This window comes from Pseudomonas sp. B34(2017) (assembly GCF_002112915.1).
GTDB lineage: Bacteria > Pseudomonadota > Gammaproteobacteria > Pseudomonadales > Pseudomonadaceae > Aquipseudomonas > Aquipseudomonas pharyngis.
This window is the reverse complement of record NZ_NEJA01000007.1, coordinates 498,397-514,791: the sequence shown is the minus strand read 5'-3', so window position 1 is coordinate 514,791 and position 16,395 is coordinate 498,397. Positions and strand designations below refer to the sequence as shown.

Genomic DNA, 16,395 nt, shown 5'->3' with positions numbered 1-16,395 from the left:
TCTTGATTCCAGGGCATGGTCAGCACCTCCTGACCATGATTGATACCTGTAAACCATGTCCCCGGTCTCAAACGTAAAGGATGTACCCGGTCTTTACCCCGCCTAGCCCTCTCCCGGAGGGAGAGGGAACTGAATGGGGGATATTTGGGAGATACGCCGACCTGAGCCCGCTCGCTGAATCCATAATCGACTGAATTCTTCAGGTCAATGTAGAGCGCAAGACACCTCGGTCAGCTCCCTCTCCCTCCGGGAGTGTATGTACCGGAGACATGGTGGACAGGTGTTCACCATGTCTCAGGTACATACAGGGAGAGGGCGGGGGGTGAGGGAGCTTTTGATCTCAGCGCTGTTTCAGACGGTCAATGACAACAGCCAACAACAAAATCGACCCACGAATCACATACTGATAAAACGTGTCGATATTCTTCAGATTCATCGCATTCTCGATAATCGCCAGAATCAAGACCCCGGCAATCACATGCCGGATCATCCCGATCCCGCCGCTCAACGACACCCCGCCCAGTACGCAAGCCGAAATCACCGTCAGCTCAAAACCCTGCCCGATCATCGGCTGCCCTGAAGTCATCCGCGACGCCAGAATCACCCCCGCCAACGCACCAATAACCCCGTGCACCGCAAAGATGATGATCTTCGTACGGTCAACATTCACCCCCGCCAGCAGCGCCGCTTCCTGGTTGCCGCCGATGGCCATGGTGTTGCGCCCGTAGGTCGTGTAGTTCAGCAGCCAGCCAAAAAACAGAAAGCAGACGATGGTGATCAGGATCGGCACCGGCACGCCGAACAACTGGCCGTTGCCGAACACGAAGAACGATTCCTGGGACACGCCCACCGCTTTGCCGTTGGCAAAGATGTAGGCCAGGCCACGGACGATCTGCATGGTCGCCAGCGTCGTAATCAACGCGTTGACCCGCAACTTGGCGATCACGATGCCGTTGATCAAGCCGACGATCAGGCCCATCACCAGCGCCGCGCTGACACCGAGAAACACGCTGTTGGTGTCGCGCATCACCACCGCCGCCACCACCCCGGCGCAGGCGATTACCGAGCCTACCGACAAGTCGAAATGCCCCGACGCCAGGCAATACAACATGGTGCACGCGGCGATCCCGGTAGTGGAGATCGCCAGACCCAGGCCACGCATGTTCAGCGGCGAAAGGAAGTTGTCGATCAGCAGGGTGCAGGCGACAAAAATGCCCACCGCCGCCAGCAGCATCACCCAGTCATCGAGGAAGCGCCGCATATCCAGAGGTTTGCGCTCGGTCGGCAGGGTTTCGTTTTGGGTTGTCATCATAGTCACCTCTCAGTTCGCCACGCCGTCAGCGCGTTGGCGCGGCAAAGCCAGTTGCAGCAGGTTGGATTCGTTGGCCTGGTCGCGGCTGACTTCGCCACGCAGGGCGCCCTCGCACAGCACCAGAATGCGGTCGGAAATACCCATGACTTCCATCAGATCGCTGGACACCACGATCACCGAAATACCGTCGGCGGCCAGGTTATGGATGATCTGGTAGATCTCGGCCTTGGCACCGATGTCGATGCCCCGGGTCGGCTCGTCGAGCAGCAGCACTTTCATCGGCATCGACAGCCAGCGACCGAGAATGGCTTTCTGCTGATTGCCGCCGGACAGGAACTTGATCTGTTGCCCGGCATGGGGCGTTTTCACTTTCAGGGCCTTGATCTGTTTCTCGGCGTTGCCCTTTTCCCAGATCCCGCGCAGCAGGCAGCCGAGCCCGGAATGCGCACCGCGCGCACTGATGTTGATGTTCTCGGCGACGCTGGCGAGCGGGATGATGCCTTCCTTCTTGCGGTCTTCCGGGCACAACAGAATCCCGGCAGCAATCGCATCGCGTGGCGAACGCAGTTTCAGTTCATGGCCGCGCAATTCCAGGCGTCCGGCGGTGTTGCGCTCCAGACCGCTGAGCAGCCGGAACAGCTCGGTGCGCCCGGCCCCGACCAGTCCGAACAGGCCCAGAATCTCGCCTTTGTGCGCATCGAAACTGATCGGCTCACGCAGGCCCGGGCCGAGCAAGCCATCGACTCTCAGCGCCACGGCACCGCGCGGGCGACCGCGATAATCGTAGATGTCCTGAATGTCGCGCCCGACCATGCAGGTCACCAGTTGATCGTGGGTCAGCTGGCTCATGTCGTCGAAGGTGCGCACGTAGCGACCATCCTTGAACACCGTCACCGCGTCGCAGATGCGGAACACTTCTTCCATGCGGTGGGAGACGTAGAGCACCACTTTGCCCTCGTCGCGCAGCCGACCGATGATCGCCATCAACCGGTCGATTTCCCGCGCCGAGAGGCTGCTGGTCGGTTCGTCAAAAGCAATCACATGGGCGCCACGGGACAGCGCCTTGGCGATTTCCACCAGTTGCCGCTGACCGAGGGACAGGCGTCCGACCTTGGTCTGCGGGTCGATTTCATCGGCCAGGCCTTTGAGGCATGCCAATGCCTGCTGGCGCAGCGCGCCGCGATTGATCAGGCCGAAGCTGGCCGGCAGGTGACCGAGGAACAGGTTCTCGGCCACGGTCATTTCCGGCACCAGATGCAACTCCTGGTGAATCACCGCCACGCCGCTGCCGATGCTGTCGGCGGTGGACTTGAACGCCATCGTCCGCTCGCCGATCTGCAGCTCGCCGCTGCTCGGAATGTAGGCGCCGCCGAGGATTTTCAGCAGGGTCGATTTGCCGGCGCCGTTCTCGCCCATCAAGGCGTGAACCTGTCCGGGGTGAGCGACGAAACTGATGCCGTCCAGCGCCTTCACGCCCGGGAAGGTCTTGCCGATCCCGTTGAAACGCAGGCTGCCGCTGGCGCTGTGTTCTTGTGTCTGTACTTGCGCGTGCATTTAAGCCACCTCATCACACCGTTCAAGCGGCCCGGCTGCCCGGGCCGCCGCTGCCGTCAGTTCCACAGGCCGATCTTCTCCAGCTCCTGCTTGAAGTTGTCGCGGGTGATCAGGGTGACGTCGTCCATCGCGGTGTACTTCGGCGGTTCCTTGCCGGTGGTGACCCACTCGTACATCATCTCGGCGGTCTTGTAGCCTTCGATGTGCGGGCTCGGCAGCATCGAACCGTAGAAGCCACTGTTGGGCTTTTTCAGTTCGCCGATGGCGTCGGTGCCGTTGATGCCGATACCGATCACGTTGGTCGCGGCAAACCCGGCGGCTTCGGTGGCGCGCACGCCGCCGAGCACGGTGTTGTCGTTCATGCCGCCGATGATCAGGTTCTTCGCCGCGCCCGGCAGCTTGACCAGCGCCGAGTTGGTGGCGTCCATGCTGCCCGGTACGTCGAGGGTTTTCAGAGCGGCAGTCAGAATGTGATCTTTCGGCATGCCCGCATCTTCCAGCGCCTTCATCGAGCCGTCGGTGCGCTTCTTGCCGGTGTCGAGTTCGTTGTAGGTGTTGACCACCGCGTAGGTGTCTTTCCAGTCCCAGTTACGCTTTTTCGCCTCGGCGGCCATGGCGGCGCCCTGCTTCTGGCCGACTTCGAAGGCAGCCATGCCGAGGTACGGCACGTCTTCCATGAATTTGCCATTGGCATCGACGAAGCGGTCGTCGACGGCGATCACTTTCAGGTCATTGAGCTTGGCCTTGGCCATGATCGCCGGGCCGAGCGATACGTCCGGCGGGCAGATGACGAAGCCCTTGGCGCCGTTGGCCGCGAGGCTATCGATGGCAGAAAGGGTTTTCTCGCCGTCCGGCACGGCGATCTTGATCAGTTCGAAGCCTTTGTCCTTGGCAGCTTTCTCGGCGAAGGCCCATTCAGTCTGGAACCACGGCTCTTCGGCCTGCTTGACCAGGAAACCGATCTTCACCGGATCGGCGGCCAGCAGCGAACTGCTCAGGCTGAACGCAGTAACCGCCAGCGCGGTACTGCACAGGGTACGAATCCCGAAACGACGTTTCATAAGCAGACTCCTTGTTATTTTTCTTGAGCGTTATTTGAAAAACGTTAAAGCGGTCGAAGCGTTTCCTGCGAATCATGACGACAATAGTCATATCGTATGATGATTGAATTTCAGGCGGACCTTTCCGCCTGAAATCCGCTTTTCTCAGTCGTGGTACATCACCGAGCGACCACCATCGATGGTGATGCACGAGGCATTGATGAACGGCGCTTCATCGCTGGCCAGAAACACGGCGGTCATCGCCACTTCAATCGGCTGGCCGATGCGTTTCGGTGGATGCAGATCGAAAGCGCGCTGGCGTTCGGCGTGTGGGTCGGCGAAGCCGTTCCAGTAATCGACGTTGAGCTGGGTTTCGATGTAGCCCGGCGCAATCGCGTTGACCCGAATACCCTTCGGCGCGTACTCGATGCCCAGCGCGCGGGTCAGGCCGAGCAGGCCATGCTTGGCCACCGGGTACGGGAAGCAGCCGGGAATGATGTTCGTCGAATGGGTCGAGGCGATGTTGATGATGCTGCCGACACCCTGTTCGATCATCTGCGGCAGCACGGCCTTGCAGCCATACCAGGCGCCGTCGAGGTCGATGGCGAAGCAGCGTTTCCAGTCTTCTTCGGTCATTTCCAGCGGATCACGGAATACGTTGACCCCGGCGCAATTCACCAGCACATCGATGCGACCGTGCAGCTCGATGGCCAGTTTGGCCATGGCATGCAGATCCTGCTGACGCGATACATCGGCCTTGATCGCTTGTACATCGGCGCCCTGCTCGCGCCAGTGGGCGGCGACTTTCTCGACCTTTTCGGCCTGGATATCGCTGATCACCAGTTTGGCCTGCTGCGAGGCGAAGGTCGCGACGATTGCTTCGCCGATGCCTTGGGCGGCGCCGGTCAGCAACACAACCTTGTTTTTCAGACGCTCGCCTTTTGGTGGCTCGGGCACCGGTGGCAGGGACAGAGGTTCAGCCATGAATCAGGACTCCTGTTCGAAAGCATAAAAAAACCGGGCATCTGACGATGTCCGGTCTGGAAGGCTTATGGAACAAAACAGGCGCGCGCACGCCGCGGTACCGAAACGGCCGGAAGCGCTGACTCCGCTGTGGAGTGCGATGAAAATTCGCTGCATCACTTCACCTGTTTTGTTCTTTTTAAGTGTGAGTGCGTGTTACTGCTGGAGCCGACTATAAACCCGACCGCCAAATAATCTCAATATATAATTTTGCATCCCATATTTTGGGATTTAACTGGCGAATCGCGTACAGAGCTTTCCGGCGACATCCACTTGCAGTGACAGTACGGCGCCGTCCAGCGGATGATTCAGCGGACTTTTGGCGCTGGTGATGTACAGGGTTTTCAGGTCGGCGCCGCCGAATACGCAACTGGTCGGACGACTGATCGGCAGGTCGATCTTGCGGTCAATCTGGCCATCCGGCGTCAGGCGCAGCAGGCAGCTGCCGTCCCAGCGGGCGTTCCACACGCAGCCTTCGGCGTCCATCGCCGAACCGTCCGGGCCGCCGTTCTGATCGGCGCTGTACCAGGGCTGGGCGGTGTCGAGGTTGCCGTCGGTGTGAATAAAATAGCGGTACAAGGTGCTGTCGAGGCTGTCGCCGAACAGCAGCGTGGTGCCGTCGTCGCTCCAGAGCAGCGTGTTGGGAATGCCCAGGCCGCGCAGCAATGGCGTGACCCTCTTATCCGGATCAATCCGGAACAGACCGCCGGAACGACGGGTGATCGGCAGATCCTCGCCCTGCTCGCCGATGTTGTTTTGCATGGTGCCGAGCCACAAGCGACCCTGGCCATCGCAACGCGCTTCGTTGGCACGATTGCCCGGCTGCGGATCAGCGACGCAGAACAGCGTCAGTCGCGGCTCAAGTCCGGGGGAATCCAGATCGAGCCGGTAGACGCCGCTGCTCAGGGTCACCAGCGCGTCGCCGCTGGCGCAGGGAATGAACGCCGAGACGTGCTCCGGCATCTGCCAGATCTGCACGTTCTGCCCGATCAGCCGCAGCGCCTGCCTGCCGGCGATGTCCACCCAGTACAGCGCCTGGGTTGGCGCGTCCCAGAACGGGCCTTCACCCAGTTGCGCCCGATGTTCTGTCACCGCAGTCCACGTCATGCAACCTCCTGTCTTGTTGTTTTTGTCAGCTGGCTTTCTTGTCGGCCATCACCTGCGGGTAAAACCGCTTGATGGCCAGGTCGGCATTGTCGATCAGGGTCATGCAGGCCCACACCCCGCGCGCGGCATCCCGGGCGGCAATGGCGTCGGCCATGTCTTTGTGAATGGGCAGTGTGCGGCGCAATTCGTCGGGATCAGCCGCCGAGACTTCGAAGGACACGGCGAGCAGCGCACCGAGGGCCGGCACCATTTGCTCGATGAATTGATTGTGGCTGGCGGCGAGAATGCATTCGTGGAAGAACTGGTCGGCGCGGTTGTAATCGATGCCGCTGTCGACCGCCCGTTCCAGCGCGTTGTAGGCCTGCTGCACGGCTTGCACCTGTTCAACGGTCGCCCGCTCGCAGGCCCAGCGCACCGCCATCGGTTCGATGGTGCGGCGCAGGTCGAGCAGGTCATCGACGAAGTTTTCCGGCAGGCCGCTGCGCGACAGCCAGCCCACGACTTGCGGATCGAACAGGTTCCAGCGCTTGATCGGCAGCACCCGCGTGCCGACTTTCGGCCCGACTTCGAGCATGCCTTTGGCGACCAGGGTCTTGATGGCTTCGCGGATCACGGTGCGGCTGACCCCGAGCTGCTCGCCCAGATCGGCCTCGACCTTGATCGCCTGCCCCGGTTTCACCTGGCCGGCAGCAATCCAGGCGCCCAGCCAGTCAACCGTTGATGCGTGAAAACTGCTCGACATGGACACCCCGAAGCCATTCGCTGTGGGTGCCTACGCTAATCATCATATGATTGAGAGTCAACGACAAAAAACCGCAGCCTGCTTTCACAGACTGCGGTTTTTTTAAGGTTCGAGGCCGATGCGGAAGAACTCGCCGCCGCTCCAGACGCCCAGCCAGCGCTGACCATCGATTTCACGGCTGACTGCCATCTCGACCAATTGGTAGAAAACATTGCGATGGATCAGCGCTTCGAGATTGGTGCGTACATGCACGTAAGGCGCAGGTTCCTGCGTCGCTGGATCGATCTCGACCCGGATCGGATGCTCCGGGCCGGCTTCCGTTGTTTCATCGACGTTGGTGGTAAAGCGCAGCACTTGCGTTTCACCCTCGCCTTCCACCTCGACGGCAATCGCCACGAATGGCGCGTCATCCACTTTGATCCCGACCTTCTCAACCGGGGTAATCAGGAAATAGTCATCGCCATCGCGGCGGATGATGGTGGAGAACAGCTTGACCATCGGCTTGCGCCCGATCGGCGTACCCAAGTAGTACCAGGTGCCGTCGCGGGCGATGCGCATGTCGATGTCGCCGCAGAAATCCGGGTTCCACAAGTGCACCGGCGGCAAGCCTTTGGTTTTGGGGATTTGCCCCAGCAGGTCATTGGCTTTTTGCGGGCCACTCATGGCGTACTCCTTGAATTACTGGTCCCCGACGCCCAGCAGGCTGCGCGCGTACTGCGCAAGCGGTGGGCCGATCAGGTCTTCGGGCTTGTTGTCGTGGAACGTCAGTAAACCGCCACGACTCTTGATCCGTGCAGTATCAATCAAATACTGGGTGCTGGTCTCGATCAACATGATCTGAATCACGCCACCGTCGATACCGAGACGATCCACAGCTTCCTGATCCAGCCATTCATCGGAGTTGCCGATGCGGTCGTCGGCCTTGGCGAAACGGGTGTACAGCAGGTAGTGGGCACCGGCGTCGCGCGCTTCGCCCATTGCCTGGTCGAGGCCTTCCGGCGCGCGTGCGCGGCGGACCATCGGGAAATATTCGACGAAACCCTTGAAGGCCTCTTCGGCGACGACATTGGGACGCGGGTAAGAACCACCCGGCGGCGCGAACGAGCCTTGCGCGATGTAGATGAACGAATCCGGCTGAATGCGGAAATTGTTTACGCGACGGCTGTCGCTGTGATCCAGCAAGCCCGCGTCGCTCATCTGGTAGCGAGTCCCTTCGGCCATGTCACTGACAGTCATACAGCCGCCCAGCGCCAAAACGGCCAGCAGCAAAACCAGGCTACGCATCCTAATCCTCCAGAAGCCGGTGACGGAAAACCGGCGAATGGCCGTAGGATGCAGCTTTTGCGCCAGTCCTTGGAAATGTGCAGGTATCCGCTTTGAAACAGGACTTTTTGTGGCGGGATGCTTAGCCGCCGATGATCTTCATGACGGTCGCGCCGCCGGAGAACGCGACCTCCTGCTTGTCGCCCAGCGCCTTGACCAGCAGTCGCTGCAACGCCGGCAGCGCCTCATGACGTGGTTTGTCGAGCAGGTCTCCGACGTAGTGGCGGTTGCTCGACGACAGGCAGCCATGCAGCCATCCGGTGGACGACAGGCGCAGGCGCGAACAGGTTCGGCAGAACGGCACGCTTTCGTTGGCGATCACGCCGAAATTGCCCAGACCGGGAATCGCATAGCGAACTGCCGTGGCATCCACCGGAGCGTCGGTTTGCGCGTACTCGTAATGTTCGCCGATCAGGCTCAGCAGCTGTTGCAGACTGACGAACTGCTGCAGAAAGGCGTTGGAATCAGTGGCCAGGTGGCCCATGCGCATCAGCTCGATGAAGCGCAGCTCAAAGCCGCGTTCAAGGCAGTAATCGAGCAGCGGCAGCACCTGGTCGAGGTTCTGCCCGCGTAACGGCACCATGTTGACCTTGATCTTCATCCCCGCCGCTGCCGCCTGATCCATGCCATCCAGCACGGTGGCCAGATCGCCGCCACGGGCGATGCTGCGGAACGCGCCGGCGTCCAGGGTATCGAGGGAAACGTTGATGCGCCGCAGGCCGGCATCGACCAGCAGCGGAAGTTTTTTCGCCAGGAGCTGGCCGTTGGTGGTCAGGCTGATGTCTTCCAGGCCCATCCTGCCGACGGCGCTCATGAAAGATTCGAGTTTGGGGCTGACCAGCGGCTCGCCGCCGGTGATGCGCAGACGCTCGATGCCCGCGGCTTCGATCAGATAGGCTACGCCACGCGCCATGGCCTCGGCCGACAGTTCATCCTGCGCAGCCACCAGCCGCTTGCCGTTGGGCACGCAGTAGGTACAGGCGTAATTGCAGGCTGAAGTCAGACTGATCCGCAAATTGCGAAAACGCCTGCCTTGACGGTCAACGATCATGAAGCACTCCGGCGATGGAAAATCGAGCGGCTAAAACTTGACTCACAATTCAAGTTTTAGCAAGCCCTATGCCTGAGTATATTCCTGCGGTACTGCGCCATGTAGCGAAAAACACGGCGCATAAGGCAACTGAATGATTCAGCTGCTTGGCGTTTCAGGGTCGCGCTTGCGCTTGTTGCCCATGCGCACGCCGATATCCATCAGGAACTGGAAGAAACCTTCCTGATCTTCCAGCACATTGCTCCAGAACGGCGAGTGATACAGCGCCACCGCGCCGTGCACCAGCGCCCAGGATGCGCAGTAGTGGAAGTACGGCGGCACGTCTTCGAGCTTGCCTTCACTGATGCGGCCCTTGATGAGCAGCGTCAGGCGTTCGAAGTTCGAGGCACGGATCTTGTGCAACTCCTCGACCATCTCGGGCACCTGATTGCCCTTGACCACCTTCTCTTCCAGGCGATCGAACAGGCGATAGCGCTGCGGGTCGCGCATGCGGAATTCAAAGTAGGCACGGGACAGCGCTTCCTTGTCCTTGTCGACATCGGCCGAGTGCAACAGCTCGTTCAAGTCGCGCTCGTAATCGAGCATCAGGCGCAGATAGATTTCGGCCTTGGACTTGAAGTGCTTGTAGATCGTGCCTTTGCCGATACCCACGGCATCAGCAATCATCTCGACGGTGACACTGTCTTCACCTTGTTCGAGGAACAGCTTGAGCGCGGTATCGAGAATTTCTTGCTCGCGGCGACGAAACTCACGGACCTTACGAGGTTCTTTGTGCATAAGAAAAGGTCTGTAGGGGTCAAAATTCGAAGCCGCGTATTATGCCTAACTCGCGCAAAAATGCACGGATCATCCGACCATATCTGTGTTTCTTGTTCATTTCACGAACGTTTCGAGGGGAATGAGAACATAACCGAAGCGAACGTATTCCAAATTTGTTTAAAAACCCCGGCCAGCCAACTGGACTCGGCGCCAGACTGATCAATACTTGAACTGTCGGGCGACATCTCCCCCAAGTGTCGCGCCGGTAAAGGTACCAAGGGACCGCGTGCCTTTGTTTTACTCCTAATGGTCTTAACCCGGATTCACCCCCCAGAACCCGGGTTTTTTTTGCCTGCGATTCAGGCTTTTACATTCGCCATTGGAAACAGTCGCTTGAAGTTCTCGGTAGTCTGCTCGGCAAAACGCTCGTAGTTCTCGCCGCGCAGCATCGCCAGAAACTCTGCCACTTCCCGCACGTATTGCGGCAGGTTCGGCTTGCCGCGATACGGGATCGGCGCCAGGTACGGTGAATCGGTTTCCACCAGCAGGCGATCGACCGGAACCTTGCTCGCTACATCGCGCAACGCATCGGCATTGCGGAAGGTGACGACGCCCGACAGGGAAATGTAATAACCCATGTCCAGCGCTGCCTTGGCCATGTCCCAGTCTTCGGTGAAGCAATGCAGCACACCGGCCTGGGGCAACGCGGCTTCGCGCAACAACTCGAGCGTGTCGGCACGGGCGCCACGGGTGTGGATGATCACCGGTTTGCCGGTCTGCTGCGCGGCTTGCAGGTGCAGACGGAACGATTCCTGCTGTAACTCGGCGGCTTCCGGCTCGTAGTGATAGTCCAGACCGGTTTCACCGATCGCCACCACTTTCGGGTGATTGAGCTCATGCAGCAGCCAGTCCAGCGCCGGCGCCGCGCCCGGCTGCACATCCAGCGGATGCACGCCGACCGAACAATCGACATCGTCGTAACGCTCGGCCAGGGCTTTGACGTCGGCCGCGTTGTCGGCGCTGACGCCGATGCACAGGAAATGCCCGACGCCGCGTTCGCGGGCCGCATCCAGCGCGGCATCCAGGGAACCGTCGTGAGCGGCGAGGTCGAGGCGATCAAGGTGACAATGGGAATCTACGAGCATAAAAAGGACTGCAACTTACATCGTATGAGTGGGACGGTCGGATTTCAGGGCTCCGGCCAGATGAGTTTCGATGCGACTGCGGGCGGTGTTGTCGCCATCGTTGAATTGCACGCCGACGCCGGCCGCGCGGTTGCCCTGCGCGCCTTTGGGGGTGATCCAGGCGACTTTGCCGGCCACCGGAATCTTCTCCGCCTCGTCCATCAGGTTCAGCAGCATGAACACCTCGTCGCCCAACTTGTAGTTCTTGTTGGTCGGGATGAACAGGCCGCCGTTCTTGATGAACGGCATGTAGGCGGCGTAGAGGACCGACTTGTCCTTGATGGTCAGGGACAAGATGCCGTTGCGCGGCCCCGGGCTGACAGGTTCATTCATGTTGACCTCCACTGCTGATGCTCAGAGTCTAGGTACACGTTCTTATCTTTGACCAGGCAAGCTCGCCCATTGCACCAACAACGCTTCCAGCAGCAACGCCGCATTGAGGTTGGCCTTGCTCAGGACTTTCTGGCGCTGGGCGAGAATCCAGTCCTGAATATCCAGCACTTTAGCCTGGGCACTTTTCTGCGCCAGATATTGCACGACCTTGCGCATGTCGGTCAGGCCGAGACCCGATTCATCCTGGGTCAACTGATAGCGCAGGATCAGGCTCGACCAGTCGCAGAACCAGTCGAACAGACGCAGCATCGGAATGTTTTTCCACTCCTCGGCCAGTTGCGTCGGCGATTGTTGCTGCTTGAGCAGCTTCTTCACGCCTTCCACCACCTGCGCGCGCTGTTCACGCACGCCCTGCCCCTGCAACGTGACGGCGGCCAACGGCGAACCGGCGGCCAGGGTCAACAGTTCGACACGTTCGTCTTCGGAGCATTCCGGCAGTGCCTGAGCCAGCCACTGCAGACTCATGGATTCGCTCGGCAGCGGGCAGGCCTGCTGCACGCAGCGGCTTTTGATGGTCGGCAACAACCGGCTCGGCTGGTGGCTGACCAATAACAGCACGGTATCGCCGGACGGCTCTTCAAGGCTCTTGAGCAAGGCGTTGGCGGCGTTGATGTTCATCGACTCCACCGGCTCGATCAGCACCACCTTGCGCCCGCCCAGTTGCGCGGTCTGCACCACGAAACTGACCAGATCGCGCACCTGATCGACCTTGATCGCCTTGTCCGCTTCTTCCGGTTCGAGAATGTAATTGTCCGGGTGGCTGCCGGCCTTGAGCAGCAGGCAGGATTTGCACTCACCGCAGGCTTCAGGCGTCGGACGCTGGCACAGCAGACTGGCCATCAGTCGTTCGGCCAGCGCGCGCTTGCCGATCCCGGCCGGCCCGTGCAGCAGATACGCGTGAGCGTGCTGAGTGCGCCCGGCCAGTTGCTGCCAGAGGCTGTCCTGCCACGGATAGGCCTCAGCCACGGCTCAGCTCCAGCAAGTTCGGAATCAGGGTATCCAGCGATTGTTGAACCTTGGCCAACGGCTGACCGGCATCGATCCGCACGTAGCGCGCCGGATCGGCTTCCGCGCGCTTGAGGAATGCACTGCGCACGGCCTCGAAAAACTCACGGCCTTCCAGCTCGAAACGATCCAGACGACCCCGAGCGCTGGCGCGAGCGAGGCCGATTTCCACCGGCAGATCGAAAATCAGCGTCAGGTCGGGACGCAGGTCGCCCTGCACGAAAGTCTCCAGCGCCGCGATGCGCTCCAGCGACAAGCCGCGACCACCGCCCTGATAGGCGTAAGTCGAATCGGTGAAACGGTCACACAGCACCACCGCACCACGGGCCAGCGCCGGGCGAATGACTTCAGCCAGATGCTGGGCACGGGCGGCGAACACCAGCAACAGCTCGGTGTCCGGGTTCATCACTTCGTCGACCGGGGCCAGCAACACCTCACGAATGCGCTCGGCCAGCGGCGTACCGCCGGGCTCGCGGGTCAGCACCACTTCGATACCGGCGGCGCGCAGGCGCTCGGCGAGGTATTCGCGGTTGGTGCTTTTGCCGGCGCCTTCCGGGCCTTCCAGGGTAATAAACAAGCCAGTCACAGGCAGTCCTTAATCAAAGTCATTGCGTGTTTTGGGGAGCGGAGGCTTCCGGTTCCGGCGTCGGTGCAGGCGCTTGAGCGGGCGGCTGCGGCAACGATTCCGGTGCAGTATCGGGTGAGGCGGCAGGTATCGCCTCCTCGGCTTCCGGAGCGGCCTCGGGCGCTGTTGCAGGCGCCGGGCTCGAGCGGTAATCCGCGCGCCGCTTGAGCTGGTACTCGCGCACCGCGTTGTTGTGCGCGTCCAGATCATCGGAGAACACGTGGCTGCCATCGCCACGGGCAACGAAGTAGAGGCTGGTGCCATCCACCGGATTGAGAGCCGCGTGAATGGCTTCACGTCCGACCATGGCGATCGGCGTCGGCGGCAGGCCGGGAATCATGTAGGTGTTGTACGGCGTGGCTTCCTTGAGATGAGCACGGGTCAGCTTGCCGTTGTAGCGGTCGCCCAGGCCGTAGATCACCGTCGGATCGGTCTGCAACTGCATGCCCAGCGCCATGCGACGTACGAAGACGCCAGCAATCTGGCCACGTTCCTGAGGCACGCCCGTTTCCTTCTCCACCAGCGACGCCATGATCAGCGCCTGATAGGGCTCGGTGTAAGGCACCTCGGCGGAGCGTTTTTCCCACTCCTTGGCCAGCACTTCGTCGAGGCGGTCGAAGGCCTTTTTCAACAGTTCGGTATCGGTCACACCGCGCACGAAGCGGTAGGTGTCGGGGAAGAAGCGGCCTTCAGGGAACAGACCCTTGTGACCGATTTTGGCCATGACCTCGCTGTCACTCAGACCATTGAGAGTCTGTTCGATCTTTTCATCCTTGGCCAGCGCGGCGCGCACTTGATGGAAATTCCAGCCTTCGACCAGCGTCAGGCTGTACTGAACCACATCGCCACGCTTCCACAGGTCGATCAGGCCGTTGACGGTCATGCCCGGTTGCATACGGTACTCGCCCGTATGAATCGGCGTGCCAGCGAGATTGAACCGCCAATAGACCCGCAGCCAGAACGCGTCCTTGATGACGCCATCGGCTTCGAGTCCAAGAAAAGTGCGGGTCGGGGTGGATCCCTTGGGCACATCCAGCAGTTCTTCCTGCGTAATGTTCAGGGGCTGTTCCAGTGCCGAATGAATCTTCCAGGCGCTGGCGCCCAACAGCAGCCCTGCCAGAACCAGTCCGGTTTCCAGCAGCAGCAAAAGTTTACGTCTCACGAATCAGGCATCCAGTAGCGCGCGGGCAATGGTTTGCAGTTTACGGGTGAGCGGGCCAACCGGCCAGCTCAGAGCAGCACAGGCGCGTACCGGCCAGACGCCATACACGCTGTTGCAGACAAAGACTTCATCAGCCCATTGCAGCTGTTCGAGGGGGATGTCGGTGATTTGCACGGGAATGCCCAGGGACTCGGCCTGAAACAATATTTCTGCGCGCATCACGCCGGCCACACCGCAGCGTTTCAGGTCCGCCGTAATCAGCACACCGTCACGTACCAGGAACAGATTGCTGAACACACCTTCGATCACCCGACCGGCCTGATCGAGCATCAAACCTTCGGCATGCTCACTGTCCTGCCATTCTGCGCGGGCAATGACCTGTTCCAGTCGATTGAGGTGTTTGAGCCCGGCGAGCAACGGCTGCCTCGACAGGCGCGTGCTGCACGGAAACAGGCGAACGCCCTGCTCGGCGTGAGCCGCTGGATAAGCGGCGGGAGGATTGCCTTGCAGAATGCGTCGGCCCTGCGCCGAAGGATCCGGCGCATAACCGCGCAATCCGTCGCCACGGGTGAGGATGAGCTTGAGCACACCCTCGCCCATCGCGGCAGCATAGGATTGCAGCTCATGGCGAATCAGCTCGACATCCGTCGCAATGGCCAGACGCATACAGCCGTCGGCCAGACGCGTCAGATGCCGATCCAGCAGCAACGGCTGGCCGCCTCGCACGGCGATGGTCTCGAACAGACCGTCGCCGTAAGCCAGGCCGCGATCTTTCAGCGACAGAGCGTCAGCCGGCAGACCGTCGACCCAGCAGTCCATCAGCCGGCGAACCGACGGAACGCCAACGTGCCGTTGGTGCCGCCAAATCCGAACGAGTTGGACAGCACGACATCGATGTCCATGTTGCGCGCGGTATGCGGCACGAAATCGAGGTCGCAGCCTTCGTCCGGCTCATCGAGGTTGATGGTCGGCGGTGCCACCTGGCTGTTGATCGCCAGCACGCTGAAGATCGCCTCGACCGCGCCCGCCGCACCCAGCAGGTGACCGGTCATGGACTTGGTGGAGCTGACAGCCAGCTTGTAGGCGTGATCACCGAACACCGACTTGATCGCGTTGGCTTCAGCGAGGTCGCCGGCCGGGGTCGAAGTGCCGTGGGCGTTGATGTATTGCACTTGATCGACGTTGATCTTCGCATCGCGCAGCGCGTTGGTGATGCAGCGTGCAGCACCGGCGCCGTCGGCGGGTGGCGAAGTCATGTGGAAGGCGTCGCCACTGGTGCCGAAGCCGATCAGCTCGGCGTAGATGGTTGCGCCACGGGCCTTGGCGTGCTCGAGTTCTTCGAGCACCAGGGCGCCGGCACCGTCGGACAGCACGAAGCCGTCACGGCCCTTGTCCCACGGACGGCTGGCGCGGGTCGGCTCGTCGTTGCGGGTCGACAGCGCACGGGAAGCACCAAAGCCGCCCATGCCCAGACCGCACGCGGCCATCTCGGCACCGCCGGCAATCATCACGTCGGCTTCGTCGTACATGATGTTGCGCGCCGCCATGCCGATGCAGTGCGTACCGGTGGTACACGCCGTGGCGATGGCGTAGTTAGGCCCCTGTGCACCCAAATGGATGGACAGGAAACCGGAAATCATATTGATGATCGAGCCAGGCACAAAGAACGGAGAAATCCGGCGCGGGCCGGTCTCGTGCAGGGTGCGGCTGGTTTCTTCGATGTTGGTCAGACCGCCGATACCCGAACCCATGGCCACGCCTATGCGTTCACGGTTGGCATCGGTGACTTCCAGACCGGCATTGCGTACGGCTTGAAAGCCGGCCGCCAGACCGTACTGAATGAACAGGTCGAGCTTGCGCGCTTCCTTGACCGACAGGTATTCCTCGACATTGAAGCCCTTTACCGAGCCGCCAAAGCGGGTGGAATAGGCAGAAAGGTCGGTGTGTTCGATCAGACCAATGCCACTGCGGCCAGCCAGAATGCCCTGCCAACTGCTCGGCACATCCGTGCCCAGTGGCGACAACATACCCATACCGGTGACTACGACGCGTCTACGCGACACAGCACTCTCCTTTTTCAAATGACGACTTTGCATCAGGCCTAAAGAAAAAACC

At 60.8% G+C, this 16,395-nt stretch carries 17 protein-coding genes; all 17 read right to left on the bottom strand.

Annotated features, from left to right (window positions below):
• Positions 1-340: 340 nt before the first annotated feature.
• The 17 genes from araH to fabF all read right to left on the bottom strand — a co-directional run bounded on the left by araH (position 341) and on the right by fabF (position 16,343).
• Positions 341-1,309: an L-arabinose ABC transporter permease AraH gene (gene araH, locus CAF80_RS24020; RefSeq protein ID WP_011335422.1), complete on the bottom strand. Its 969-nt coding sequence runs from the start codon at positions 1,307-1,309 to the stop codon at positions 341-343.
• Positions 1,310-1,321: 12 nt separating this feature from the next.
• The gene (gene araG, locus CAF80_RS24015) at positions 1,322-2,866 is read right to left on the bottom strand and encodes an L-arabinose ABC transporter ATP-binding protein AraG (protein ID WP_039770641.1); all 1,545 of its coding nucleotides are present in this window, start codon (positions 2,864-2,866) and stop codon (positions 1,322-1,324) included.
• Between the two features lie 56 nt (positions 2,867-2,922).
• The gene (locus CAF80_RS24010; protein WP_039770643.1) at positions 2,923-3,927 is read right to left on the bottom strand and encodes a substrate-binding domain-containing protein; all 1,005 of its coding nucleotides are present in this window, start codon (positions 3,925-3,927) and stop codon (positions 2,923-2,925) included.
• Between the two features lie 144 nt (positions 3,928-4,071).
• Positions 4,072-4,890: an SDR family oxidoreductase gene (locus CAF80_RS24005; RefSeq protein ID WP_085668027.1), complete on the bottom strand. Its 819-nt coding sequence runs from the start codon at positions 4,888-4,890 to the stop codon at positions 4,072-4,074.
• A gap of 270 nt (positions 4,891-5,160) precedes the next feature.
• Positions 5,161-6,036 carry an SMP-30/gluconolactonase/LRE family protein gene (locus tag CAF80_RS24000; RefSeq protein WP_039770647.1) on the bottom strand — a complete coding sequence of 292 codons (876 nt, stop codon included), beginning with the start codon at positions 6,034-6,036 and terminating at the stop codon, positions 5,161-5,163.
• Positions 6,037-6,061: 25 nt separating this feature from the next.
• Positions 6,062-6,778, bottom strand: coding sequence for a FadR/GntR family transcriptional regulator (locus CAF80_RS23995; protein WP_007950814.1), 717 nt, complete (start codon positions 6,776-6,778; stop codon positions 6,062-6,064).
• Positions 6,779-6,880: 102 nt separating this feature from the next.
• Positions 6,881-7,441, bottom strand: coding sequence for a DUF1285 domain-containing protein (locus CAF80_RS23990; protein WP_085668026.1), 561 nt, complete (start codon positions 7,439-7,441; stop codon positions 6,881-6,883).
• Positions 7,442-7,456: 15 nt separating this feature from the next.
• The gene (locus CAF80_RS23985) at positions 7,457-8,062 is read right to left on the bottom strand and encodes a DUF4823 domain-containing protein (protein ID WP_007950810.1); all 606 of its coding nucleotides are present in this window, start codon (positions 8,060-8,062) and stop codon (positions 7,457-7,459) included.
• A gap of 121 nt (positions 8,063-8,183) precedes the next feature.
• Complete coding sequence (locus CAF80_RS23980) at positions 8,184-9,152, bottom strand: GTP 3',8-cyclase MoaA (RefSeq protein ID WP_039770652.1); 969 nt, start codon at positions 9,150-9,152, stop codon at positions 8,184-8,186.
• Positions 9,153-9,290: 138 nt separating this feature from the next.
• Positions 9,291-9,929 (bottom strand): TetR/AcrR family transcriptional regulator, encoded by a 639-nt coding sequence (locus CAF80_RS23975; protein WP_007950805.1) that lies wholly within the window; start codon positions 9,927-9,929, stop codon positions 9,291-9,293.
• A gap of 341 nt (positions 9,930-10,270) precedes the next feature.
• The gene (locus tag CAF80_RS23970) at positions 10,271-11,056 is read right to left on the bottom strand and encodes a TatD family hydrolase (RefSeq protein WP_085668025.1); all 786 of its coding nucleotides are present in this window, start codon (positions 11,054-11,056) and stop codon (positions 10,271-10,273) included.
• 15 nt (positions 11,057-11,071) lie between these two features.
• On the bottom strand, positions 11,072-11,428 hold the full coding sequence (locus CAF80_RS23965) for a PilZ domain-containing protein (protein ID WP_039770657.1): 357 nt from the start codon (positions 11,426-11,428) through the stop codon (positions 11,072-11,074).
• 42 nt (positions 11,429-11,470) lie between these two features.
• Positions 11,471-12,454: a DNA polymerase III subunit delta' gene (locus CAF80_RS23960; protein WP_039770660.1), complete on the bottom strand. Its 984-nt coding sequence runs from the start codon at positions 12,452-12,454 to the stop codon at positions 11,471-11,473.
• A complete protein-coding gene (tmk, locus tag CAF80_RS23955; protein ID WP_007950797.1) occupies positions 12,447-13,079 on the bottom strand; it encodes a dTMP kinase in 633 nt (210 codons plus the stop codon). Before tmk ends, CAF80_RS23960 begins: the two co-directional genes overlap by 8 nt.
• Before the next feature lie 19 nt (positions 13,080-13,098).
• Entirely contained in the window at positions 13,099-14,280 is a 1,182-nt protein-coding gene (gene mltG, locus CAF80_RS23950; RefSeq protein ID WP_074688101.1) for an endolytic transglycosylase MltG, read from the bottom strand.
• A 3-nt stretch (positions 14,281-14,283) separates the two neighbouring features.
• Entirely contained in the window at positions 14,284-15,099 is an 816-nt protein-coding gene (pabC, locus tag CAF80_RS23945) for an aminodeoxychorismate lyase (protein WP_074688103.1), read from the bottom strand.
• Positions 15,099-16,343 carry a beta-ketoacyl-ACP synthase II gene (gene fabF / locus CAF80_RS23940; protein WP_007908259.1) on the bottom strand — a complete coding sequence of 415 codons (1,245 nt, stop codon included), beginning with the start codon at positions 16,341-16,343 and terminating at the stop codon, positions 15,099-15,101. The genes pabC and fabF overlap by 1 nt, the downstream gene beginning before the upstream one ends.
• Positions 16,344-16,395: the final 52 nt, after the last annotated feature.